The sequence below is a fragment of the Mycobacterium shottsii genome, assembly GCF_010728525.1.
GTDB classification, from domain to species: Bacteria; Actinomycetota; Actinomycetes; order Mycobacteriales; family Mycobacteriaceae; genus Mycobacterium; species Mycobacterium marinum.
On the sequence record NZ_AP022572.1, the window covers coordinates 5,712,824 to 5,736,403 of the forward strand.

18 protein-coding genes, 1 tRNA gene and 4 pseudogenes are annotated in these 23,580 nt (G+C 64.9%); 11 read left to right on the forward strand and 12 right to left on the reverse strand.

Annotated features, from left to right (window positions below):
• Positions 1 to 10 precede the first annotated feature (10 nt).
• Positions 11 to 1,272 (reverse strand): annotated as a pseudogene (istA, locus tag G6N41_RS26470) (IS21 family transposase); the annotation flags it as partial.
• A 243-nt stretch (positions 1,273 to 1,515) separates the two neighbouring features.
• On the reverse strand, positions 1,516 to 1,737 hold the full coding sequence (locus G6N41_RS26475; RefSeq protein ID WP_198966122.1) for a hypothetical protein: 222 nt from the start codon (positions 1,735 to 1,737) through the stop codon (positions 1,516 to 1,518).
• Between the two features lie 201 nt (positions 1,738 to 1,938).
• Here G6N41_RS26475 and G6N41_RS26480 point away from each other — a divergent pair, with 201 nt between their 5' ends.
• The 5 genes and pseudogenes from G6N41_RS26480 to G6N41_RS26500 all read left to right on the forward strand — a co-directional run bounded on the left by G6N41_RS26480 (position 1,939) and on the right by G6N41_RS26500 (position 4,173).
• Positions 1,939 to 2,121 carry a helix-turn-helix domain-containing protein gene (locus tag G6N41_RS26480; protein WP_205876824.1) on the forward strand — a complete coding sequence of 61 codons (183 nt, stop codon included), beginning with the start codon at positions 1,939 to 1,941 and terminating at the stop codon, positions 2,119 to 2,121.
• Positions 2,118 to 2,333 (forward strand): Arm DNA-binding domain-containing protein, encoded by a 216-nt coding sequence (locus G6N41_RS26485; RefSeq protein WP_198966123.1) that lies wholly within the window; start codon positions 2,118 to 2,120, stop codon positions 2,331 to 2,333. The genes G6N41_RS26480 and G6N41_RS26485 overlap by 4 nt, the downstream gene beginning before the upstream one ends.
• A gap of 126 nt (positions 2,334 to 2,459) precedes the next feature.
• Entirely contained in the window at positions 2,460 to 3,446 is a 987-nt protein-coding gene (locus tag G6N41_RS26490; protein ID WP_198966124.1) for a tyrosine-type recombinase/integrase, read from the forward strand.
• Positions 3,447 to 3,510: 64 nt separating this feature from the next.
• Positions 3,511 to 3,846, forward strand: coding sequence for a type II toxin-antitoxin system RelE/ParE family toxin (locus G6N41_RS26495; RefSeq protein WP_231609055.1), 336 nt, complete (start codon positions 3,511 to 3,513; stop codon positions 3,844 to 3,846).
• Positions 3,843 to 4,173, forward strand: a pseudogene (locus tag G6N41_RS26500) (XRE family transcriptional regulator). The gene G6N41_RS26495 and the pseudogene G6N41_RS26500 overlap by 4 nt, the downstream one beginning before the upstream one ends.
• Positions 4,174 to 4,391: 218 nt before the next feature.
• On the opposite strand, the gene G6N41_RS26505 reads toward G6N41_RS26500, so the two are convergent.
• The 4 genes and pseudogenes from G6N41_RS26505 to G6N41_RS26520 all read right to left on the reverse strand — a co-directional run bounded on the left by G6N41_RS26505 (position 4,392) and on the right by G6N41_RS26520 (position 8,774).
• On the reverse strand, positions 4,392 to 5,765 hold the full coding sequence (locus tag G6N41_RS26505) for a Shedu immune nuclease family protein (RefSeq protein ID WP_231608730.1): 1,374 nt from the start codon (positions 5,763 to 5,765) through the stop codon (positions 4,392 to 4,394).
• Between the two features lie 66 nt (positions 5,766 to 5,831).
• A pseudogene (locus tag G6N41_RS26510) lies at positions 5,832 to 6,703 on the reverse strand (IS5 family transposase).
• 181 nt (positions 6,704 to 6,884) lie between these two features.
• A pseudogene (locus G6N41_RS26515) lies at positions 6,885 to 8,437 on the reverse strand (IS481-like element ISMyma5 family transposase).
• A gap of 263 nt (positions 8,438 to 8,700) precedes the next feature.
• Positions 8,701 to 8,774, reverse strand: a tRNA-Met gene (locus G6N41_RS26520).
• Between the two features lie 228 nt (positions 8,775 to 9,002).
• Between G6N41_RS26520 and G6N41_RS26525 the strand changes: the two genes are divergently transcribed.
• On the forward strand, positions 9,003 to 10,016 hold the full coding sequence (locus G6N41_RS26525; protein ID WP_198966126.1) for a TIGR03617 family F420-dependent LLM class oxidoreductase: 1,014 nt from the start codon (positions 9,003 to 9,005) through the stop codon (positions 10,014 to 10,016).
• Between the two features lie 144 nt (positions 10,017 to 10,160).
• On the opposite strand, the gene G6N41_RS26530 is transcribed toward G6N41_RS26525, so the two are convergent.
• Positions 10,161 to 13,148 carry a UPF0182 family protein gene (locus tag G6N41_RS26530; protein WP_198966127.1) on the reverse strand — a complete coding sequence of 996 codons (2,988 nt, stop codon included), beginning with the start codon at positions 13,146 to 13,148 and terminating at the stop codon, positions 10,161 to 10,163.
• A gap of 121 nt (positions 13,149 to 13,269) precedes the next feature.
• The gene (locus G6N41_RS26535; RefSeq protein ID WP_198966128.1) at positions 13,270 to 14,292 is read right to left on the reverse strand and encodes a YlbL family protein; all 1,023 of its coding nucleotides are present in this window, start codon (positions 14,290 to 14,292) and stop codon (positions 13,270 to 13,272) included.
• 96 nt (positions 14,293 to 14,388) lie between these two features.
• Here G6N41_RS26535 and G6N41_RS26540 point away from each other — a divergent pair, with 96 nt between their 5' ends.
• Positions 14,389 to 15,789: a zinc-dependent metalloprotease gene (locus G6N41_RS26540; protein ID WP_020732196.1), complete on the forward strand. Its 1,401-nt coding sequence runs from the start codon at positions 14,389 to 14,391 to the stop codon at positions 15,787 to 15,789.
• Between the two features lie 38 nt (positions 15,790 to 15,827).
• A complete protein-coding gene (locus G6N41_RS26545; RefSeq protein WP_198966129.1) occupies positions 15,828 to 16,667 on the forward strand; it encodes a TOMM precursor leader peptide-binding protein in 840 nt (279 codons plus the stop codon).
• Positions 16,668 to 16,686: 19 nt separating this feature from the next.
• On the opposite strand, the gene G6N41_RS26550 is transcribed toward G6N41_RS26545, so the two are convergent.
• Positions 16,687 to 16,860, reverse strand: coding sequence for a hypothetical protein (locus tag G6N41_RS26550; protein WP_012393233.1), 174 nt, complete (start codon positions 16,858 to 16,860; stop codon positions 16,687 to 16,689).
• 191 nt (positions 16,861 to 17,051) lie between these two features.
• Between G6N41_RS26550 and G6N41_RS26555 the strand changes: the two genes are divergently transcribed.
• Entirely contained in the window at positions 17,052 to 18,395 is a 1,344-nt protein-coding gene (locus G6N41_RS26555; RefSeq protein ID WP_012393232.1) for a macrolide-binding ATPase MABP-1, read from the forward strand.
• A 102-nt stretch (positions 18,396 to 18,497) separates the two neighbouring features.
• On the opposite strand, the gene G6N41_RS26560 is transcribed toward G6N41_RS26555, so the two are convergent.
• Together G6N41_RS26560 and G6N41_RS26565 are read right to left on the reverse strand one after the other, a co-directional pair.
• Positions 18,498 to 18,761: a WhiB family transcriptional regulator gene (locus G6N41_RS26560; RefSeq protein WP_198968036.1), complete on the reverse strand. Its 264-nt coding sequence runs from the start codon at positions 18,759 to 18,761 to the stop codon at positions 18,498 to 18,500.
• A 428-nt stretch (positions 18,762 to 19,189) separates the two neighbouring features.
• Positions 19,190 to 21,289, reverse strand: coding sequence for an ATP-dependent DNA helicase UvrD2 (locus G6N41_RS26565; RefSeq protein WP_198966130.1), 2,100 nt, complete (start codon positions 21,287 to 21,289; stop codon positions 19,190 to 19,192).
• 174 nt (positions 21,290 to 21,463) lie between these two features.
• Between G6N41_RS26565 and mrx1 the strand changes: the two genes are divergently transcribed.
• Both mrx1 and G6N41_RS26575 read left to right on the forward strand, forming a co-directional pair.
• Positions 21,464 to 21,718 (forward strand): mycoredoxin Mrx1, encoded by a 255-nt coding sequence (mrx1, locus tag G6N41_RS26570; protein ID WP_012393229.1) that lies wholly within the window; start codon positions 21,464 to 21,466, stop codon positions 21,716 to 21,718.
• A 247-nt stretch (positions 21,719 to 21,965) separates the two neighbouring features.
• On the forward strand, positions 21,966 to 22,628 hold the full coding sequence (locus tag G6N41_RS26575) for a sensor domain-containing protein (RefSeq protein WP_231608731.1): 663 nt from the start codon (positions 21,966 to 21,968) through the stop codon (positions 22,626 to 22,628).
• 3 nt (positions 22,629 to 22,631) lie between these two features.
• On the opposite strand, the gene nudC is transcribed toward G6N41_RS26575, so the two are convergent.
• Positions 22,632 to 23,570, reverse strand: a complete 939-nt coding sequence (gene nudC, locus G6N41_RS26580) for an NAD(+) diphosphatase (protein WP_198966132.1) — start codon at positions 23,568 to 23,570, stop codon at positions 22,632 to 22,634.
• Positions 23,571 to 23,580 lie beyond the last annotated feature (10 nt).

The following is a 23,580-nucleotide window of genomic DNA, read 5'->3' on the forward strand; positions in this document are numbered from 1 at the left end:
AGACAGGACCTAGTCGGGTGTTGTCGATCGCCGCGGCGCCGACGAGGAATGCCTCGGCGTCCGCGCCGAGGGCGCAGAACTGCTTCTCCACGCTGGTCTTGGGCCGCGGGCCCCGACTCGGTGCCAGCCTTGGCCCGTCGTAGTGCTCATCGAGGATCGACGCTGAGCCTGGGGCGACCAGTTCGTGTTCGGCCACGATCATCCCGGTAGCCGGTTCGACCAGGCAGACCGCGCCGTGATCGACCACCACCGCCACGGTGGTGCCGATCAGCCGGGTGGGTACCGAGTAGCGGGCCGAGCCGTAGCGCACACAGGAGAGTCGGTCGACCTTGCGCAGCACCGTGGGCGCCCCGATCTGTAAGCGCAACGATGGAAGTGGTTGCAGTACTTGGCGTTCGGAGACCAACCGTTCGTCGGGAATCGCCTGAATCTCCGAGTGCGCCAGGGCATTGACCTCGTCGCACCACGCCGCCGCAGCGGCGTTGGCGGCCCGGATGTCGATCGGCACGCCGTCGACAGCGGACTGGGTCAGCAGCGGCACCGCCAGGTCGCGTTGGGCATAGCCGCACAGGTTCTCCACGATGCCCTTGGATTGTGGGTCGTTGGCGTGACAGAAGTCCGGGGCGAACCCGTAATGGGTGGCCAGTCGGATGTAATCCGGGGTCGGGACGACCACATTGGCGACTACCCGCCTTTGAGGCAGGCCATCCGATCAGCCAGCACCCACGCCGGGACCCCGCCGATCGCCGACAGGGTTTCGGCGATCAACGCCAGCGTGGTCGAGGCCTTCTGGTCGGCGGCGAAACGCACGAATCGCCACCGGGAGAATGCCAGCACCGCGCAGAACAGGAACAATCCCGGTGCCGCTTGGGCCCAGTCGATCACCAGGTACTGCCCTGGTGACCATACCGCTGGACGGCGCCCGCAGTGATTGGCGCTGCGCCACAACGTCTTCGCCTCGGCAACAAGACGCCGGAAGTTGCGATCCGAGCCTTGGTAGCCTGCGGTGCGGGCGATCGGCAGCAGCCGCTTGGCCGAGATCCGGCCTCCAGATTTCTCGACACGTTCGGCGACCAGCTCGGCCACCGAATCGTAGTTGTGCCCTCGTTCGGCCCGCCGTGCCGGCGGTATGCCGGCCTGGTCGGCCTCGAATTTGTCGATGATCTTCTTGACGGTGCGATGCGTGGTGCCGCACGCGTCGGCGGCGGCCCGGTACGACCCGAGCTGTTGATCGGCAGAAATGATGTCCATGCGGTCCTTCACAGACTTCAATAGAACTCCCCGGTGATGATGGCCATTGGTTGGCGCCTTCACCGTCACCATCGGGGCCCACAGTTCCTGATCGACACGACGAACACGGGTGGATACTTTTATCTGGCCAAAACTGGATACCTCGACTTGGCCACCAGTGGCTACTTTTTCATGGCCACGGACAGGGGGCCGTCCCGCAGTGGGACGGGGGCGGTATCAGAGAGGCACCCTACGGGGGTCCCGAATCGGGCCCCCTTGAATCCATCAACCGAATCCCCATCCGAACCGGGTGACTCCGCAGCACAAATCCTGCACGCCGTGAGCGATTCGTGGCGGCTGGGTGAGTGCGACGCGCACACTCTCCTGCCAGCCATCGAATCCGCCCTGGCACGCGGTTGGCCAGCCGCAGATCTCGCCACCCACCTCATCCGAAACCCGAACGGGGCACGGGATCCGATTCGCGTACTGGCCCGGCGTCTCACGCACCCGTGGCAGCCACCAAGCTCGCCCGCGCCAGCAGTGCCTTGGTGCGGTGAATGCGAGGACGCGCATTCTCGCACAATCACGGTCACTGAGGCCGACGGAACGGAAGCTGCGCGTTTTTGTCCACAGTGCAGCCCCCAAGTCCACAGGAACCGTTCATCCGTGCAAAATCCCGTCAAGATTGCGGAAAGGTGGTGAATTATCTTGGAAAACAACGTGTTCAATGATCTCCCCCTGCTGCTCGCGGTTCCCCACGCCGCGCAGCTACTGGGAATCAGCCGGGCGGCAGCCTACCGACTGGTGGCCTCCGACGAGTTGCCCGTTCGTCGGCTTGGCGGCCGGATTTACGTGGTAACGGCCGGGTTGCGCGAGCTGGTGGCCTCGTGAAAGGCACTGTCCATCAGCGTGGTTCGGCGTGGTACTACAAATTCCGCCTCCCCGAGCGGGACCCCGCGACCGGCCGATATCCCTGGATCACCAAAGGCGGCTTCGAGACCGAGCGCGAGGCCTGGAAAGCCTGCCGGGAATCCATGCGAGATGCTGACCGCGGGCGGATCGTCAAGCCTTCGACCCGCACAGTCGCGCAATTCCTCACCTAATGGCTCGCCGCTATCGAACCCGCACTCGACGCCACGACGTGGCGCAGCTGGAGCGATTACCCGCGCACATACGTCATTCCCCATATCGGTGCCGAGCGCCTGCAGCGACTTGACGAGCCTCAACTCTTGAAGCTCTACACCAAGCTGCTGACCGAGGGTCGCGTCAAGCGCGACAACGAAACCGTGATGTATGCCTATTGGTCCGAGCGCAGCGCCGCGGGCGCCCCGCCCACACCCCGGCAGCTGTCGGAGGCATGCGACACAACAATCCACGCGGCCCGCACCGCGGTAAGGCGCTATCGGGTAGGCATTGTGCCCAAACCGATTTCGCCTGGATTAGCACCCAAGACCGTCCTCAATGTCCACGCGTTTCTGCACCGAGCACTCGTCGACGCGGTGGCGTGGAAATACCTCACCGACAACCCGGCGAGCAATGTGAAACCACCGCGTCGTCCGCGCACGCGCCGAACGGTGTGGAGCGCTGACGAAATCCGGACGTTCCTCAAGTCGATCCGCGACGACCGGTTCACGGCGCTGTTCCTGCTCGAACTCACAACCGGCATTCGGCGCGGCCAGGTGTGCGGCCTGAAGTGGTCTGACGTCGACCTGGATACCGGTGTCATCAACGTCCATGACAATCGCGTGGTGGTCGGCGGCCGGGCAGTCGACAAGGCCGGCGGCAAGACCCGCAACGCCGATCAGACGATTTCCATCGACCGCACCACCGTGGCAGCGCTGCGCCGTTGGCGCGAACTCCAAAACACCGAACGCGAGTTCTTCGGCGACGCCTACCATCCCGGCGACTACCTGTTCACCTACCAGGACGGCCGGCCACCGCACCCCGACACCATTCGTCAGCGGTTCGACCGTCTGGCGGCAACAGCAGGCTTGTCCCGCATAACTTTTCACGATCTGCGCCACTCCTATGCCACCGGTGCGCTGCGGGCCGGCATCAGCCCGAAGGTGATCAGCGAGCGGATCGGCCACGCCAACGTCGGGTTCTTCCTGGAGACCTACGCGCATGTGCTGGGCAACGACGACCGCGAGGCAGCCGAACAGGCTCCCGAGTTCCTCCTCGGTGACGCGTGGGACGACGGAAAGGACCTGGCCTGAGCGGTCTGCGCGCGGACCTATTGCATATAACTCAGGAGTTATATTAGTGTCGAACTCCTGGAACGTGATCTTGCTAGAGGAGGTCGAAACCTGGTACTTCACGCTCGATAGCGATGCGACGGCCGCCGTTACCGGCGCCATCGATCTGCTTGAGCTTGAGGGACCAACCTTGGGTCGGCCGACAGTTGACAAAGTCAAGGGGTCGAAGTTTCACAGTATGAAGGAGCTGCGCCCAGCCGGCACCAGCATCCGAATCCTGTTCATCTTCGCCGCCGAGCGGCAGGCAATCCTGCTGCTCGGCGGCGACAAGGCGGGCAACTGGAAGAGCTGGTACGACAAGAACATTCCGATAGCTGAGCAGCGCTACGAGAACTGGCTCGCGACCGAGGGAGGTGACTGAACGTGGCGCGCCACTGGCGTGAGATTCGCGCGGAGGCGATCGCGCAGGGGCGGCTCGACCCGGCGCGGGCAGATGCCGCGCGCAAGGAGATGCACGAGGCCGTCCAGGCGCAGCAGCTTGCCGACATCCGGAAGGCGCACGGCCTCGTCCGCCAGGCTGACGTCGCGGCCCTTATGAGTGTCTCCCAAGCACGGGTGTCCAAGCTGGAAGGTAGGTGACCTGTCGCATATTGAACTCGGCACCCTGCAGTCGTATGTGGCTGCCCTAGGGGGCAATCTGCGCGTCGTTGCCGACTTCGGCGATAGCACCGTGGAATTGCACGCGTGATTCCGCACCGCTTCCCTCACCTATGTCAGAACAAGCCGCCAAGGCAGATTACGAATCGACTCGACTGGCTAGTTGTATGAGCGCATTAACCAGATGATCCGGACCCAACGGGGCCTATCGAGCGGATCTCAGCCTCTCAGCTAACTTACCCGGGCATGTCGGCAACGGGTTCTTGCCAGTACCTACGCGTGCTGCGGACTGGCGCAAACGCCGGCCTCTCAGAACGGCGGGTCGTCACCCCACGGGTCGGAGCTCTGGGCAGTTGCTGATCCAGGGCTTGCCGAACCCCACGGATCAATGCTTGACGCGTGTGGAGCCTCCACAGTCTGTCCGGCCGGAGCCTGTGACTCTGGTCCATCCTGGGATTCGACCTCTTGCCTAACGGCTGCCTGCTCCTCGGCGAGCTTCACGTGCCACTCGGCACGGGCTAGGAGCTCGTCAAATGTTATGACCTCCGGCTCATGAAGGTTGCGCCGGAATAGCTCAAAGCTGTGCACCTTGTTGTCGATTGGTCCACCGCCGTCACCTAACAACTGGCTCAACGACCCGACGATGAGGAACGAACGTGGCCGCACGATGAAGGTGCCTGTGCCCGTCCGCGAGCCATCGTCGGCCGAATCCTCGATGTAATCTCCGAGGTCGCGCACTGCCATACGCACGGTCTGCTGGACCTGCACTACCGCCCCTGCCAGCTCGTTCGAAGGCCGCCACACACCGGATCGATACTCCTCGGCCAGCAACTCCGTTCGGTGGTGCTTGATCTCAGCAAAGGCCAGCGATCGCACTATCCCGTTCGTACGCAACAGCGCATCAACTCGTTTGCCGACCGTCGTGATATCGCTGCCGACCACGACTTTCTCAAGCTTGCCCTTATCCCAAGAAGTCAGCAGCTGCCCTCCGAGGCCGATACCAAGTACCCACGGGTTCGCCTCCAACAGTCGCTGCCACGCACGTTCCGGCCCACCTGCGGAGTCCTTCTCGACGTCGAACACGGCATCGTCCTCGAGCCACGTTCGCATCGTCGCTACGACCTCGCGTCGGTGCTGCAACGCGATGACGTCACGGGCATCCGCGTCGCTCTGAATGAGTGCACGAAATCGCTCTGGATCCTGTGAATATGCGCGGCCCATCGCCCCTGGGTCCGAGAAGAAATCGCGCAAAACCTGGTCATCGACGTAAACGGTGCTTTCGCCGTCGACCGGAATCGAATCCAGTGCCTTGATGAGATCGATCAACCGGGTCGACTGGTCTCGGTCGAGTTCGAGTACAGGCTCCAGCTTGGTCGCGTCTCCTGAAGTGGGCACCTTCTGAATCCGAATCTTGCGCACGGAGCCAGCAGATCGCGCGACGTTGAGTTCGATCTGCTTGCGTCCGCCGGGCGTCGTATAGATCACGTCCTTCGTCCATTCCCAGTCATCGTCATCTTCGGTGGGTAACTCGTCGAACACCTTGTGGATATAGCGCGCCTTCTGACCGGCGTCCTGCCCGAATGCCATGACGAAACTCCGGCTGGCGTAGGTACGCGTCGTGACCCGCCCAGTCGCCCAGGTGACCTCGTTTGGCTCGGGCAAATCTGCGAACGTAAACGACACTCGCCCCCACCGTTCTCCTGTAGCCCACGTGCGTGTATGAGCCGACGACTCACTAGGTCCTGTCTGCTAATTGCGGACGCGGTGGTAGGTGATGATGGCGGCCAGGGTGGCACCGCCGAGGTAGGTCAGGGCGTATTTGTCGTAGCAGGTGGCGACCGCGCGCCAGTGTTTGAGCCGGTTGAAGCTTCGCTCGACGGTGTTACGGTGCTTGTAGATTCGGCCTGAGAACCCCGGAGGCCGTCCTCTGTTGCGGCCTTTGGCTTTGCGGCGGGTGATCTGGTCGCTGCGCTCGGGGATGGTATGGGCGATCTTGAGCCGGCGCAGCTGTGCCCGCGTCGAGTCATGGGAGTACGCCTTGTCCGCCAGCAGGCGAAACGGGGCGTATGAGTTGCTGCACCGGGCGGCCAGCAATGGCCAAAGCATCGGATTATCACCGGCTTGACCGGCCGACAGTGCCAGGGTGACCGGACTGCACAGCTGGTCGGTCAAGGCGTGGATCTTGGTAGTCAGCCCGCCGCGGGAACGCCCAATGGCGTGGTCATCGGGCTCATCGAGATATTTCTTGTAATTCGACAGATCCCCCTGTGCGGCGCCCGGAGCGCGCTCCGGCTGCGTGTTGGTGGGCGCGCACTGGTCGAATCGACCGACAACAGTGCGCCCAGGTCGGCGTCCTCGGCGTCGAGGTCAGAGGCGATCGCCGCGAAGATCCGCGCGTAGATGCCATCGACCGACCAGCGTAGATGCCTCTCGGCCACCGATTGCCAGGGACCGAAGTGCTCGGGCAGGTCACACCACGGAGATCCCGTACGGTAACGCCAGATAATGCCCTCCAGAGTACGTCGATGATCGTTCCACGGCCGGCCACGCCGCCGCCCCGCAGGCAACACCGCCACGATCAGCGACCACAAATCATCAGAAATCGCATGCGTCCGCATCACCCAAACAGCATCAGCCAAAACACCATTCACATTAAGCAGACACGCCCTAAGGCGCCTCTGAGCGTATAGCCCAGCTGTCAAGTTTCGGTACCCGCTTGACGGATGAGTTCCGGTAGGTGCGTTACAGGGCGTGGGCCTTGGTGGTTAAGGGCGTTTCCCGCGTCGGTGTGGTGGGTGCCGGTCAAGGGGCCGGGGTCAAGGCTCGGCCCTCGGGCCGACCGCGCAGCGGCGTGGCCTTGACCCCGGGACCCTCCGGTGCATCCTGGCGCGGCTTGCGGGGACGGCCATGCGGGGTGGCGAAGGCGCCGTGTTCCTTGGCCCGGTCATGGCGGATGGCATGGGTCCGCACGATCGCTCCCGCGCACGCGATCTGCACTGACTCCGCCACGATCGACACCTCGACTTGCTTTCCCCGCCACACCCTTCCGGCCCGATACATCGTCCCCGCGAACGAGACATCACCGTTGCTGTCGACCACCCGGGTCACCACGATCCCGCTGGTGACCGGCCGCGCCGTCCGCCGGCCCTGCCGGACCACTCCCGTCGTGTTGTCGGTCTTGCGGTGCTGCACGTGCGAGGCCACCAGCACGTCATGGTGATAGATCGACACCAGGTTGTCGGCCACCACCACCGACACCGGCTCTCCGGCCAGCACGATTGGTACCCGGTACCGAAAACCCGCCACACTGATCGACCCATGCCGATTCACCCAGCGGCGCACGCCGGCATCGCGCAGATCCACCGGCGCCCCCGGGTGCTGCCCCTCGGCTGGGACTGCCGCGACCGGCTCGACGACGCTGAGATCCGGACCGGCCGCCAACGCGAACCGGGCCGCCGGCGCCACCATCCCCAACGATTGATGCGGGCGCGCGGTGTTGTAGTACTGCACCCACCGGTCTATCGCGGCCTGCAAATCGGCGATGGCGTCGAACACCCCGTCCACCTCGGCGAAAATCTCCGCCCGCATCGTCTTGTGAAGGCGCTCAACCTTTCCGTCGTCGTGGGTGAGCGCGGAGCGGTCAACAAATGCCCGATGCCGTTCTCCACACACCCGGTCAAAGAGCACCTCCGCACTGGAGCCACCCGGGCCGAACCGGCCGGTGAACACCTTGCCGTTGTCAGTCAGGATCTGCTCGGGCACCCCGTGGCGGCGCAGCGCCTCCAACAGCGCCGCACAGACCGGCCGTGCCGTCGCCCGCGCGACCACCTTCGCCGACACCACGAACCGGGAATTGTCGTCGATGCCGGTCACCACCTTGACCTCGATGCCATCGCGCAGATGCAGCCCGCCGACCACGTCCATCTGCCACAACTCCATCGGCTGGCCCCGCTCCCAGCGCTTGTAATCGCTGCGCCGCCGGCGACGCTTGGCCGGATCGATACGACCGTTGCGCACCAAAGCCCGATACACACTGGAACGACCCGGCACCACCGGCACACCGTCGCGCTGCAGCTCGTAGACGATGCGGGTCGGGCCCCACCGCGGATGGGCATCACGCAACGTCAACACCCGCGCCTCCACCTCGACTGGCATCTGATGCGGACACCGATGTGGACGCGAAGACCGGTCCTCAAATTCAGCGCCGCACCCTCCTCGGCGTACCGGCGCAACCAGGCATGCACCGTCTGGCGCGACACCCCGAACCGACGGGCAACCGCGGTCACCGGCGCTCCGTCCAACACCTCCAGCACCGCCCGATACCGCATTTCGGACATCCGCAGCTCCTGCAACATGCCGGCCCCTTCCGCAGTCCACCCACGACCACGAAAGAACTCACCGCCACCAGCGGCAACACGCCGGGTGTAAACCACCTACCGGAACTACTGTCGCACACCTACCGAAACCGCGTCCCCAAACCGTCAAACAGCAACCGCAACCCAAACGTCAAGCATGAACCGGAATCGCACAGCGTATAGCCCAGCTAATGTTCCCAAAAGTGTTCCCAAAGCCATAGAAAATGGCCCCCGAGCTTGCGCCTGAGGGCCATTTCACGTAGTAGCGGGGACAGGATTCGAACCTGCGACCTCTGGGTTATGAGCCCAGCGAGCTACCGAGCTGCTCCACCCCGCGTTGGTGAATGCAAGGTTACCGAACACGTACGGGGCTCTCCAAATCGCACGCTCAGCGGCCCGCGCGGCCCGAAAACGCCTGGAAACGCGGCGCCGTCGGCGCCCAGCACCGAACAAACAATCCGGCCCGCAGCAAGACGGCCCGACGGCGACGCTCAACTGGGCGTCTTGGGCGCTACCGCCCGCGGCGCCATCGCCAGCGACGGCTTCGCGGGCATACTGTGACGGCGTGCACATCGATGTGATGACGATCCCGCAACCATTGGCTCAGATCGGCGATCTGGCCCGTCGCACCCAGGCCGCGGGGTTCTCCGGTCTGCTGTTCACCGAAACCGGCCGCACGGCCTATCTCAACGCCGCTATCGCCTCACAGGCCGCGCCCGGCCTGGAGCTGTCCACCGGTGTGGCGGTGGCCTTTCCCCGCAGTCCGTTCGTCACCGCGGCCACGGCCTGGGAGCTGCAGGAGGCGACGGGCGGAAAGTTCCGGCTCGGTCTGGGCACCCAGGTACGCACTCACGTGGTGCGGCGCTATGGCATGGCCTTCGAACGCCCCGGCCCGCGCATGCGCGACTACGTGCTCGCCGTCAAGGCGTGTTTCTCCGCCTTCCGCACGGGGACGCTGGACCACCATGGCGACTTCTACGATCTCGACTTCATCACCCCCCAATGGAGCGCGGGCCCCATCGATGCCCCCGACCCCAAAGTCGATATCGCAGCGGTGAATCCGTGGATGCTGCGGATGGCGGGCGAGGTGGCCGACGGGGTACACATCCATCCGCTCGGCGAGCTTGGCTACCTCACCCGCCATGTCGTGCCCAACGTCGCCATGGGCGCCGCGAAAGCCGGGCGCTCACCGGCGGACATCGCCGTCATCGTGCCGGTGATGACCATCGTCGGCGACAGTGACGAGGAGCGTGCGATCGAACGCGAGTCGGTGCGCGCCAGCATGGCCTTCTACGGAAGCACGCCCAATTACGCGTTCATCTGGGACGAGGCCGGGTTCGAGGGGACCACCGCGCGGATTCGGGAAAAGCAGAAAGCCGGGGATTTCCCCGCCATGATGGCCCAGATCTCCGATGAGCACATCGATGCCTTTGCCACCGAGTCCAGCTGGGATGGGCTGGCCAATGCGCTGACCGACAAATACGGGGGCATCGCCACCCGCCTGGTGATGTACAACGCCCTGGGCGCCCCTGGGCGATTCGAGCGCTACGGCGAAGTGGCCCGCCGCATGCACGGGTAACGACAACCACCACGTCGGCCACGGCCAGCACCAGCGTGCGCAAAATGCCGGCCCAAGCGGCGTGTCAGTGCACAGACACGCACGCTCGCGGCGACAAGAGCAGCAAGAGCGACCAGGGCAGCAAGGACGGACCCCAGCTCGCCTCTACTGGGTGTTGTTGAACTTCGTGATCGCGTCGTCCAACCGTTGCAGCGCTGCCCCGTAGGCGGCGAAGTCGCCCTTCTTCTGCGCATCACGCGCCGCGCCGATGGCCGACTGAATCTCCTTCATGGCCGCGGCCTTGGCCGGTGAAAGCGTCACCGACGCCTCGGGAGCCGGCGGCACCGCTGTGGGCGGTGATGGCGGTGTTCCCGGTGACGCCTCTGGCGAGGGCGCGTTGTTGGGCGGCAGATTGGCGGATGCTCCGCCCTCGGTGGGCTGGATTCCGGTGGCGGCATCACCCGCACCCGGCCCGAACAGCCCGTTGAGCGCATCGCGCACGGTGGGGCCGTAGCCGATCTTGTCGTTGTACATCATCGCCACCCGGATCAGGCGCGGGTACGACGAGGCCGCGTCGCTGGCACCCGGGGATGCATACACCGGTTCCACGTAGAGCAGCCCGCCCTGGCCCACCGGGAGGGTCAGCAAGTTGCCCCAGCGGATGCGGTTCTGGTTATCTCGCCCGATCACACCCAGGTCCTGGGACACCGCCGGGTCGGTGGTGATCGCGTTATTGGCCAGTTTGGGACCGTTCACCTGCCCCGGGATGGTCAATACGGTGATCTTTCCGTACGTCGTGGGATCCGAGCTGGCGCTGATGTAGGCGGCCAGATAGTCGCGCTTGAACCTGTTCATCGCGCTGATCAGCTGATATGACGCCGAATTGTCATTCTTCGCAATGTTTTTCGCGACGATGTAGTACGGCGGCTGATAGCTGCTGGCGGTCGGGTTCGGGTCAAGCGGCACGTCCCAGAAATCCGAGGTGGAGAAGAAGGTCACCGGGTCATTGACGTGGTACTTGGCCAGCAGCATGCGCTGCACCTTGAACAGGTCTTCGGGGTAGCGCAGGTGCGCGGCGAGCTCGGGGCTGATGTCACCCTTGGGCTTGACCGTCCCGGGGAAGACCTGCATCCAGGCTTTGAGCACCGGATCCTGCTCGTCCTGCTGGTACAGCGTGACGGTGCCGTCGTAGGCGTCGACGGTGGCCTTCACCGAGTTGCGGATGTAGGAGACCTGCTTGTCCGGGAGCAGCCGGTTGAAGGCGACCTCGTTGGAGTCCGCGGTCGCCGACGACAGCGAGGTCAGCTGCGAGTACGGGTAGTTGTCCAAGGTGGTGTAGCCGTCGAGGATCCACACCATCCGCTTGTTGACGATCGCCGGGTAGACCGCGCTGTCGGTGGTCAACCACGGCGCCACCGCCTCCACCCGCTGCGCGGGATCACGGTTGAACAGGATCTTGCTGTTGGAGCCGATCACGTTGGAGAACAGGAAGTTGCGCTCGGCGAACTTGGCCGCGAACACGGTGCGGGAGATCCAGCTGCCGACCGACACTCCCCCACTTCCGGTGTAGGTGTAGTTCTTGGTGTCCGCACTGGTCTCGTAGTCGTATTCCCGGTCGGCACCGGTCTTGCCCACGATCGCGTAGTCGGCGGGGGTGTTGGAGATGACCGGCCCGTAGTAGATCCGCGGCTGATCCAGCGGCGCCGGACCGTCGGACACGACGGTGCCGTTGGCGCCCACGACGTTAACCAGGAACTCGGGGTAACCGCCGTTTTGGTTCGGGTCGTTGGCGATGCCCCGAACGGTGTTGGCCGGCGAGGCGATGAATCCGTTGCCGTGGGTGTACACGGTGTGCCGGTTGATCCAGTCCCGCTGGTTGTCGATCAGCCGATCCGGGTTGAGTTCGCGCGCCGCGACCACGTAGTCACGCAGGTTGTTGTTGCGGTCGAAGTAGCGGTCGATCGACAACTGGTCGGGGAAATAGTAGAAGTTCTTGCCCTGCTGGAACTGGGTGAACGCCGGGCTGACGATCGTCGGGTCGAGCAGCCGGATGTTGGAGGTGGTGGCGCGGTCGGCGGCGACCTGCTGTGCGGTCGCTTCGCCGTCGCCGGTGTAGTTGCGATACGTCACCACATTCGACGTCAGCCCATAGGCTTGCCGCGTTGCCGTGATACTTCGGCTGATGTATTCGCTTTCCTTCTGCGCCGCATTGGGTTTGACGCTGATCTGCTCGACGATCATCGGCCAGGCGGCGCCGACGATCAGCGACGAGAGCAGCAACAGCACCAAACCGATGGCGGGGATCCGCAAGTCGCGCAGCACGATCGCCGAGAACACCGCCGCCGCGCAGATGACGGCGATGGCCATCAGAATCAGCTTCGCCGGCAACACGGCATTGATGTCGGTGTATCCGGCACCGGTGAACGGTTTGCCGCCGCGGGTGTGCGACAGCAGCTCATAGCGGTCCAACCAGTAGGCGACCGCTTTGAGCAGCACCAGCACCCCGACCAGGCTGACCAACTGAATGCGCGCCGAGCGGCTCAGGGCGCCGCTGCGGCCGGTCAACCGGATGCCGCCGAACAGGTAGTGCGACACCACGTTGGCCACAAACGCCAGGAAGATCGCGACAAACAAGTAGCTGAGCAGCAGCCGGTAGAAGGGCAACTCGAAGGCGTAGAAGCCGAGGTCTTTGCCGAACTGCGGGTCGGTGATCCCGAAGTCACCGCCATGCAAGAACAGCTGGATCCGAACCCAGTAGCTCTGGGCGACAATCCCGGCCAACAGGCCGATCGCCGCCGGTATCCCGATCCCGAACAGCCGCAGCCGAGCCAGTACGACGGTGCGATAGCGCGCCACCGGATCGTTGTCGGTGTTCGGCACGAAAACCGGGCGGGTGCGGTAGGCCAGCGCCAGCCCGGCGAAGACAATGCCTCCGACCAGCACTCCGGCCACCAGAAAGACCAGGAATCGGGTGACCAGCACGGTGGTGAACACCGAGCGATAGCCAAGCTCGCCGAACCACAGCCAGTCGACGTAGGTGTCGATCAGACGCGGACCCGCCAACAACAGCGCGATCACACCCAAAGCGATCAAGATCAAAACCCGGCTGCGCCGAGTCAGCTTCGGCATCCTTGCGGTGGGCCGCATCCCCACTAGCTACGCTCCCTGCTCGGTTTGGCTGGCGCCGTTTTGAAGGCCGTCGTTCCACGAGACGTTTCCCGACCGGCTGCTAGAGATTTTTCTAGACGGTCACAACTCTACGCACCCCCGGGTGCTAGCAACTCGGCGTCGCAGTCCCCGCGGTCATGGCGTGCAACGCGTCCACCGCTTGGCCCAGCGTTTCGACCTTCACCAACCGCAGGCCGCTGGGCGTATCGGAGGCCGCCTCGTAGCAGTTTTTGGCCGGCACCAGGAATACCGAGGCACCAGCGGCCCGGGCGGCCGCCATCTTGTGGGTGATGCCGCCGATGGGGCCTACCTTGCCGTCGGCGGTGATCGTTCCGGTGCCGGCCACGAAGGTCGAACCGACCAGGTCGCCGGTGGTCAGTTTGTCCACCACGGCCAGACTGAACATCAACCCGGCCGAGGGGCCGCCCACGTTGGCGAGGTGGAAATCGACCACGAACGGCGCCCACGGCGCATCGAGCACCGCGACGCCCATGAAGCCGTAGTCGCGATCCTTGTTGGTGCCCAGCGTGATCTGCGCGACGCCCGGCGCCTCGTTCTTCCGGCGGAAATCGATCACCACGACATCGCCGGGCTTGGTCTCCTTCAAGATCGAGGTGAACTGCTCGACATTGGCCACCGCGGTGCCGTTGACCGCGTCGATGGCATCGCCGGCCTTCAACTTGCCCGCGGACGGACCGGGCTCGCTCACGGTGGCCACCGTCACCGCGTCGGGGTACTTCAGGTACTCCAGGGCCGCGTACTCGGCGCTTTCCTCGGAGTTCTTGAAATCCGCACTGTTGGCGTTGTCGACCTCTTCGCGCGACTTACCCGGCGGATACACCAGGTCGCGCGGCACCAGCTGCTCTTGCCCGGACAACCACAGGGTTAGGGCCTCACCCAGGCTCAGCCCATCGCGTTGAGACACGGTCGTCATATTGAGGTGACCCGTTGTCGGGTGCGTTTGGGTACCTTCGATCTGGACAACCTGCTTGCCGTCGACCTCGCCGAGGGTGTCGAAGGTGGGGCCGGGGCCCAGTGACACAAACGGCACCGTCACCACCGCTAGCAGCACCCCGAACAACACAATCGGTACCAGCGCCACCATCAACGTCAATATCCGCCTGTTCACGCCGCATACACTAGACGGACTTAGCAGGTGCCGGTTCAGCTACAAGCATGACGGTGCCTCGCGCTTTCTGTTCCCCTGGTAGGTACCGTTGGGGTTATGGCTGACCTGCCTTTCGGCTTCTCCTCCGGAGACGACCCCCGCGACGATCGATCTGGGCGCGACAAGCCCGGTAACAACGATCCCGAGTCTGGGTCGGACGCCAACCCGCTGGGCGCCTTCGGCATCGGCGGGGATTTCGGCATGGCCGATCTGGGCCAGATCTTCACCCGCCTGGGCGAAATGTTCGGCGGCGTCGGCAGCGCCATGACCTCGGGCCAGAGCTCGGGCCCGGTCAACTACCAGCTGGCCCGGCAAGTCGCCGCCAGCTCGATCGGCTTCATCGCGCCCATCCCCGACGCGACCAACTCTGCTATCTCCGATGCGGTACACCTGGCTGAGACCTGGCTCAACGGGGCGACCTCGCTGCCCGCCGGTACCGCCAAGGCGGTGGGCTGGAGCCCCACCGACTGGGTCGACAACACCATGGACGTCTGGAAGCGGCTGTGCGATCCCATGGCCCAGCAGATCTCGTCGGTGTGGGCATCCTCGCTGCCGGAGGAAGCCAAGAGCATGGCCGGACCGCTGCTGTCGATGATGTCGCAGATGGGCGGCATGGCGTTCGGTTCGCAGCTGGGCCAGGCGTTGGGCCGGTTGTCCCGTGAGGTGCTGACCTCCACCGACATCGGTCTGCCGTTGGGCCCCAAGGGCGTGGCGGCGATCCTTCCCGAGGCCGTCGAATCGTTTGCCTCCGGCCTCGAACAGCCGCGCAGCGAGATCATGACCTTCCTGGCCGCCCGGGAGGCGGCGCATCATCGTCTGTTCAGCCATGTTCCCTGGCTGTCCAGCCAGTTGCTGGGCGCGGTCGAGGCCTACGCGGCGGGCATGAAGATCGACATGAGCGGCATCGAGGAGTTGGCCCGCGACTTCAACCCGGCCACGCTGGGCGATCCGGCGGCCATGGAGCAGTTGTTGAGCCAAGGGGTGTTCGAGCCGCAGGCAACCCCGGCGCAGACCCAGGCGCTCGAGCGTCTGGAAACACTGCTGGCCTTGATCGAAGGCTGGGTCCAGACCGTTGTGACCGATGCACTCGGTGACCGGATTCCGGGCACCGCCGCGCTCAGCGAGACACTTCGTCGCCGCCGGGCCAGTGGCGGGCCCGCCGAGCAGACCTTCACGACACTGGTCGGTTTGGAACTTCGGCCCCGCAAACTGCGCGAGGCCGCGGCCCTATGGGACCGGCTGACTCAGGGCGCCGGTATCGACGCGCGCGACGCGGTCTGGCAGCACCCCGACCTGCTGCCCTCCATCGAGGACCTCGATGACCCGGCGGCATTCATCGATCGGACCATCGGGGGCGACACCTCCGGTATCGACGAGGCACTTTCCGACCTGAAAGCCGAGCTCGACCGCGACATGCGCAACCGGGAGGACCCGGGCTCCGGTCCTGTGGATAACTGAGCGGGGTCTGCCCGGCCGGCCTGGCACAGTCTCGGGTCATGCCCGCCTTGTACTCGCTGGATCCGGCGATGCCGGTGCTGCTGCGTCCCGACGGTGCGGTGCAGGTGGGCTGGGATCCGCAACGGGCCGTGCTGATCCGCCCGCCAGAGGGGCTGACGACGACGGCGGTCGCCGAACTGCTGCGGTCCATGCGATCACCGATACCGATCACCGAACTGCAACGCCACGCCACCGGCCGCGGATGGGTGCCCGGTGACGTGGCCAACCTGGTCAGCCAACTGGTCGGCGCCGGCGTCGCGACCCGCCGGCACCGGGATCGGACCGGCCGAACGGCGTCAATCCGGATCCACGGCCGCGGGCCGTTGTCCGACCTGCTGGTGCAGGCGCTGCGTTGCTCGGGGGCACGAATCGGCCAAAGCAGTCAGCCACACGCGGCGGTCACCCGCAGCGCCGTGGATCTGGTGGTGTTGTCCGACAACCTGGTGGCCGAGCCGCGCCTGGTACGCGACCTGCAAAGGGAGGGCATCGCGCACCTGCCGGTTCGGGTTCGCGACGACACCGGGCTGGTCGGACCGTTGGTGGTTCCCGGTGTGACCAGCTGCCTGCGGTGCGCCGACTTACATCGCAGCGACCGCGACCCGGCCTGGCCGGCCATCGCAGCGCAGCTTCGTGACACCGTGGGGGTGGCCGATCGAGCCACCGTGCTGGCAACAGCGGCGCTGGCGCTGCGCCAAGTCAACGGTGTGATCGCCGCGGTCCGAGATCAGGAAAACCCGTCCGATCCGCCGTCGGCGCTCAATGCCACGCTGGAATTCGACCTCGAGGCGGGCTCCGTCGTGGCGCGGTATTGGGCCAGGCACCCGTTGTGCTCGTGCTGACTCCGGCCCCGCGGGCCTTCTAGCCCAGGCGCCCCTGCTCGGGAACGTTGGTGGAGATCGCCGCATACGCCCTGGCCAAGTCGTCCAGTACGCCCTCGGTCAAGGTGCAATCTTTGCGGTGCTTGTCCAACGTTTCGATGATCGCCCTGAACAGGGCATCTGCGGCCTCGTGCTGCGTCTGTTTTGCTGACATGGCTTCTCGGGGTCCACCCTCCGGACGTGGGTTTCGATGAGTCACACCATTGCGACCTGTAAGAGATTACATATGCGCTGCTGATCGCGCCGGTCTCGACGCAACGTCAGCGCTGGGACGGCCGCACCAATTGCGATTGAATCAATTGAAATCAGTTGTAGCCAGATCAATACCCTGCGCACAGGTCCGTAATGGATGATGGGGGTGTGTCGGACATCAAACGCGGCCGGGCCGCGCGCAACGCAAAGCTGGCCAGCATTCCGGTCGGCTTTGCTGGCAGGGCAGCGCTAGGGGTCGGCAAGCGACTGGCCGGCAAGTCAAAAGACGAGGTCAACGCCGAGCTGATGGAGAAGGCGGCAAACCAGCTCTTCACGGTCTTGGGTGAGCTCAAGGGGGGAGCGATGAAAGTCGGACAGGCGTTGTCCGTGATGGAAGCGGCCATTCCCGAGCAATTTGGCGAACCGTACCGCGAGGCACTGACCAAGCTACAAAAAGACGCACCACCGTTGCCGGCGGCCAAGGTGCATCGAGTGCTGGACGCGCAGCTGGGCACTAAATGGCGCGACCGGTTCGGCTCGTTCGACGACACCCCGGTCGCTTCGGCGAGCATCGGCCAGGTGCACAAGGCGATCTGGTCGGATGGCCGGGAAGTGGCGGTCAAGATCCAATACCCCGGCGCCGATGAGGCGTTGAAGGCCGATCTGAAGACGATGCAGCGAATGGTCGGTGTCTTCAAGCAACTCTCGCCGGGTGCCGACGTGCAGGGCGTCGTCGACGAGCTGATCGAGCGGACCGAAATGGAGCTCGACTACCGGCTCGAAGCCGATAACCAGCGTGCCTTCGCCAAGGCCTACGCGGGTCACCCACGCTTCCTGGTACCGCACATCGTGGCCAGTGCGCCAAAGGTGGTGATCCAGGAGTGGATCGACGGCGTGCCGATGTCGCAGATCATCCGCAACGGGACCCAGCAGGAGCGCGACCTCATGGGCACGCTGCTGCTCGAGCTCACCTTCGACGCGCCGCGGCGGCTGGAGATGCTGCACGGCGATGCGCACCCGGGAAACTTCATGCTGCTGCCCGACGGCCGGATGGGAGTCATCGACTTCGGCGCGGTGGCGCCCATGCCCGGCGGCTACCCCATCGAGCTCGGGATGACCATTCGGTTGGCTCGTGACAAGAACTATGACCTGCTGTTGCCGACGATGGAGAAAGCCGGGCTCATCCAGCGGGGTCAACAGGTCTCGGTGCGAGAGATCGACGAGATGCTGCGCCAGTACGTCGAACCCATCCAGGTCGAGGTCTTCCACTACACGCGTAGGTGGCTGCAGCGGATGACCGTGAGCCAGATTGACCGCTCGGTCGCGCAGATCAAAGCGGCTCGGCAAATGGATCTGCCGCCCAAGCTGGCCATTCCGATGCGTGTCATCGCGTCGGTGGCCGCCATTTTGTGCCAGCTGGATGCGCATGTGCCGATCAAGGCGCTGTCCGAAGAGCTGATCCCCGGTTTTGCCGAGCCCGATACCGCCGCGGTCTGAGCGGGCGCCCGGGCCGCGGGATCCAGGTTCCGCGTAAGGATCGCCAGGGTGCGGCCATCGAGAATCGGTGCGATGGCCGCGCCCCGGCGATTCGGGCGGTTGCTAGGCGGCAACCTTGGGCGGACGCCCGCGCGGGCGCTTGCGGTTCACTATCGAGCCACGCTCGAAGATCTCGCCACCCCATACTCCCCACGGCTCGGCGCGTTCAAGCGCAGCGGCCAAGCACCGGGGGCGAATCGGGCAGCTCGCGCACAGTTCCTTGGCCTGCTCGAGATCGGCCGGGGTCTCGGCGAACCACAAGTCCGGATTACCGACATGACAGGGCAACACCGGCAGCGTCTGTCTAGGGACGGTCAGTGCCGACATGTCCATGCTCACCTGCTTCCTGGTCTAGGGGCTTTCGTTCGAAGTGATCCGGACCAGGCGGCGGGCTGTTGACCCAAAAAAATTGGCCACGGATCCTGGTGACTGAGGTCCGTGGCCACTTGGGCGAAAATCGGGCTTACGTAGTGCCTACGTTGGGCTCCGATCCACGGACGAGTCAGTCGCGGCGGCGACGCGGTGCTTACCCGCTGCCGCCGGGATGGCGGTGCGGGTGGCATGACGGGCGGCCGGGTACCACACGGCGGCAGCCACGCCTACACCGAACGTATTCATGTTCATCATCGTGGCCGCCTCCTTTCGTGTTGCTCGCCGCCATGCCAGCGTTCAGTGCCGGCACCTATAAGCCTGTTAGAGGTTAAACCGTCGCGGCCGAACATCACAACCGATTTTTTGACCAGCGGTTTTGCCGCTTACCGTGCTTGGCGCACCAGCTCGAGCACATCGGCCCCGTACTGCTCCAGCTTTCGGGCGCCAATGCCTGGTATCGCGATCAGGGATGCATCATCGGCGGGAAGCAGCTCGGCGATCGCGATGAGCGTGTTGTCGGTGAAGACGACGTAGGCGGGCACGTTCTGTTCCTTGGCGGTGTTGAGCCGCCAGGACTTGAGCTGCAGCAGCAATTCCTCATTGACGTCGCCGGCACACGTTTCGCACCGGCGCAGCATCACGGCGGCCGGCGTGGTCAGCTCCTTGTTGCAGATCCGGCAGCGCACTGGGCCGCGGTTGCGCCGGTTCTTGGCCGGCCCCGGATCGGCACGCGTCTGCGGCGCAATGCCGTTGAGAAAGCGCGACGGCTTGCGACCCTGACGCCCGCCCGGGGACCGGGCCAGCGCCCAGGTCAGCGCCAAATGCACTCGGGCCCTGGTGACTCCGACATAAAGCAGCCGGCGTTCCTCTTCGACTTGTTCGCTCTCGGGGCCATGCGCCAACGCGTGCGAGATCGGCAGCGTGCCGTCGGCCAAGCCAACGAGGAACACCGCGTCCCACTCCAGACCCTTGGCCGCGTGCAGTGAGGCGAGGGTGACGCCCTGCACCACCGGTGGATGGCGTGCGTCGGCGCGCGCTCGAAGCTCGGCGAGCAATCCGGCAAGCTGCAGGTGCGGTCGTTGCGCCATCTCGTCGTCGACCAGTTGCGCCAATGCGCTCAGCGCCTCCCAGCGCTCCCGGGCCCGGGTCCCGGCGGGTTCTTCGGCGGTCAGCCCTAGGGGTTCCAGGACCGTGCGGACCACGTCGGGCAACACTGCCTCGACATCGCGCTCCGCCGCACGCTGCAGGGCCACCATCGCCTGCTTGACCTCTTGGCGGTTGAAGAATCCCTCGCCGCCACGCACCTGGTAGGCGATACCGGCCTCGGTCAAGGCTTCTTCGTAGACCTCGGACTGCGCATTGACGCGGTAGAGGATGGCGATCTCGGATGCGGGAGTTCCGGATTGGATCAGTCGGGCGATCGACGCCGCCACCGCGGTGGCTTCGGCGACCTCGTCGGGATATTCATCAAACGACGGAGCCGGGCCGGGCTCGCGCTGGCCGGTCAGCTGCAGCCGGCTTCCGGCAACCCGGCCGCGGGCCGCCGCGATCACCCGGTTGGCCAACGAGACCACCTGCGGAGTGGACCGGTAGTCGCGCTCCAGACGCACCAGGGTGGCGTCGGGAAATCGGCGGGAAAAGTCGAGCAGGAATCGAGGCGATGCCCCGGTAAACGAATAGATGGTCTGGTTGGCATCACCGACGACTGTCAGGTCGTCGCGATCTCCCAACCAGGCCAACAGGACTCGTTGCTGCAGCGGAGTGACATCCTGGTATTCGTCGACGACAAAGCAGCGGTACCGGTCCCGGAATTCCTGGGCCACCGCAGCGTCGTTTTCGATGGCGGCCGCGGTATGCAGCAGCAGATCGTCGAAATCGAGCAGGGTGAGGCTCTCATCGCGCACCTTGAGTGACTCGTATTCGGCGTAGACGGCCGCGATCTGCGCGGCGTCCAACGGAGTATCTCGGGATGCGGCGGCCACCGCCGCCGGGTATTGCTCGGGGGTGATCAGCGATGCCTTGGCCCACTCGATCTCGCCGGCCAGGTCGCGCACGTTATCACTGCTGGCGTTGAGCCTGGCACGGCCGGCCGCGCGGGCAACGACGGCAAACTTGCTGTCCAATAGCTGCCAGCCGATATCGCCGACGACGCGCGGCCAGAAGTATCGCAGCTGGCGGTACGCGGCCGCGTGAAACGTCAGCGCCTGGACCGCACCGACACCGGAGCTTGTCTGTGCCGCGGCATCCAACCCTCGCAACCGGGCGCGCATCTCCCCCGCCGCCCGCTGCGTGAATGTCACCGCGAGTACCTGGCCGGCGGCGACATGGCCGCTCGCGACCAACTGAGCAATCCGATGCGTGATGGTGCGCGTCTTGCCGGTTCCGGCCCCGGCGAGCACGCAGACGGGTCCGCGGGGCGCGAGCACGGCTTCGCGTTGCTCGTCGTCCAGCCCGGCGGTCAGTGGCTGTGCGAGCGTCGGCATGGTCTCCATCTTGACAGTGCGGGCTGACAATCCGGGGGCCCCGCCACGCCGCCAGGCGCGGCCGGCACCCTGCCGGAGCCTCTATCCTAAGCCGTCCGCCGCTACCCTAAGCCGTCCGCCGCTGATCAGCCCTGCCGCGCGCACCCCCCGATCACCGGGCTACGTTTACGTCCCATGACCAATGCTGCGCTCACCATCTACACAACTTCATGGTGTGGTTATTGTCTTCGGCTCAAGACGGCCCTAAAAGCCGAAGGAATCGCCTACGATGAGATCGACATTGAACGCGAACCTGCCGCAGGGGATTTCGTAGGCTCGGTCAACGGGGGCAACCGGACCGTTCCGACAGTGAAGTTCGCAGACGGCTCGACGCTGACCAACCCCAGCGCCCGGGAGGTCAAGAAAAAAATGGCCGACATTGGCGGCTAGCTAATTGGGGACCGCGCACTCACGGCGCGTTTCCGACACAGCTTGTCGCCCAATGCATGGGTGCCCGACAAAGAATGCAGCCGCCCGTACGATGGCCATTATGTCGTCGAGTACCGGTGACTCGCCGGTACAGCAACGCCAACTCCGACCGCGGACAGCAGTCCGCAGAAAACGGCTATCAACGATGAGGCCAGACGGCTCAACCCGAACGACAGCGATGCGTTTCGCAGGCTGGCGCAAGTGGCAGATGGTCTTTCGTGCCGCGTTCAGCCGTCGCAACAGGTCGGCTTTCATCGTCTGCATTGCGGTGTTGGCGATTTCCGCCTGCTCGCATCAGAGCACCACAGCCAAGCCCAGCACCACCACTTCTGCACCCCCCAGCGGCGCCGACGCATTGATCATCAGCGTCGAGGAAGTGCGTCGCATTGCTAGCTACGAAGAACTGACCGCACACGCGCACGCAGACTTGCGCCATCCACCGCCGGGTGACCTGAGCGCGCCGGGACCCTGCCGGGCGGCCGGAACCAGTGACCTCACCTTTGCCAGCGGATGGCTGGAATTTCGTAGCGCGGGCTACAGCGGGGTCACCGACGACATCGATCCTGGCGGAAAGGCCTTGATTGACTCGGTCAGTCAGGCGGTAGCCATCTACCCGGACGAGCACGCGGCTCGCAATGCACTCGATCAGCTCGAAACGTCCCTGTCGACGTGTGTGGCAATGCATGACCCCAATTACGAATTCGACGTGGACAAGTCGGATCCCACCACGCTGAGGATCACCGACGAAGGGTGGAGCCACCTGTATCGGGCCAAGAATTCGGTTCTAATATCCGTTGGCGTATTGGGCATCGAACCCGCCGAGCGGATCGCGAATGCGGTGCTCGAAGCCATTAGTGATCGAGTGAAATAGCGCTCAGTCGCGCGCTGCCGCCCAAGATTCAATGATCACCCGGGCGATCGAAATCGATCCCGGCAGCAGCAATTTTGAGTCCGACGCACTCGTCCAATCACCGACCGCAAGGGCGGCGCGCACCTCATCGCGGGTGAACCAGGCCGCCTCGGCGATCTCGCCGTCATTAAAGGAAAAGTCTTCATCTGGGTCACCCATCGCATGGAAACCCACCATCAGCGAGCGCGGTAAGGGCCAGGGCTGGCTGCCCAGATAACGCACATCGCGCACCGTCAGACCGATTTCCTCACGAATCTCCCGGGCGACACAGACTTCGAAAGATTCGCCGGCCTCCACAAACCCGGCCAGCAGCGAGAACATCCGGTGCGGCCAGATTGCCTGGCGGGCCAGCACCACCCGGTCGCCGCCATCGTGCACCAGGCAGATCACCGCGGGGTCGATCCGCGGGAACTCCTCGTGGCCGGTCAGGGAGTTCACCCGCGACCAGCCGGCCCTGGCCGGTTTGGTCGGACTGCCGTCGACTGGGCTGAACCGCGAACCGTCGTGCCAGTTCAATAAGGCCATGGCGGATGCCACCAGCTGGCTGCTGGTGTCATCGATGATGCCGCCGAGTCTGCGCAGGTCGGCCACCTCGGACTGAGCCCCAGGATCCTCGGGAGCTTCCAGCGCGGCTCGGACTGCCCAGACATGGCGACCGCCCTCGAGACAGCCCAAAAACACCGCCTCCGGCGGCGGCTTCTCGGCGAAATCGGCGGCCGGGCTGAGCACCACCCGGCCGTCGGCCACCAATACCCGATTACGGGAATCCACCCTCATCAGCGCCGCATCGGCCCACCCCGCGGCCGCCGCTTCGACGTCGGTTCGCAAGTGGTCGGCCCGGTCTGCGCCGATGCGGGACAGCAACGGAACCTCGCGCAGCTGGAAGTCCACGCTAGCTCTCACCCCCCTGTCG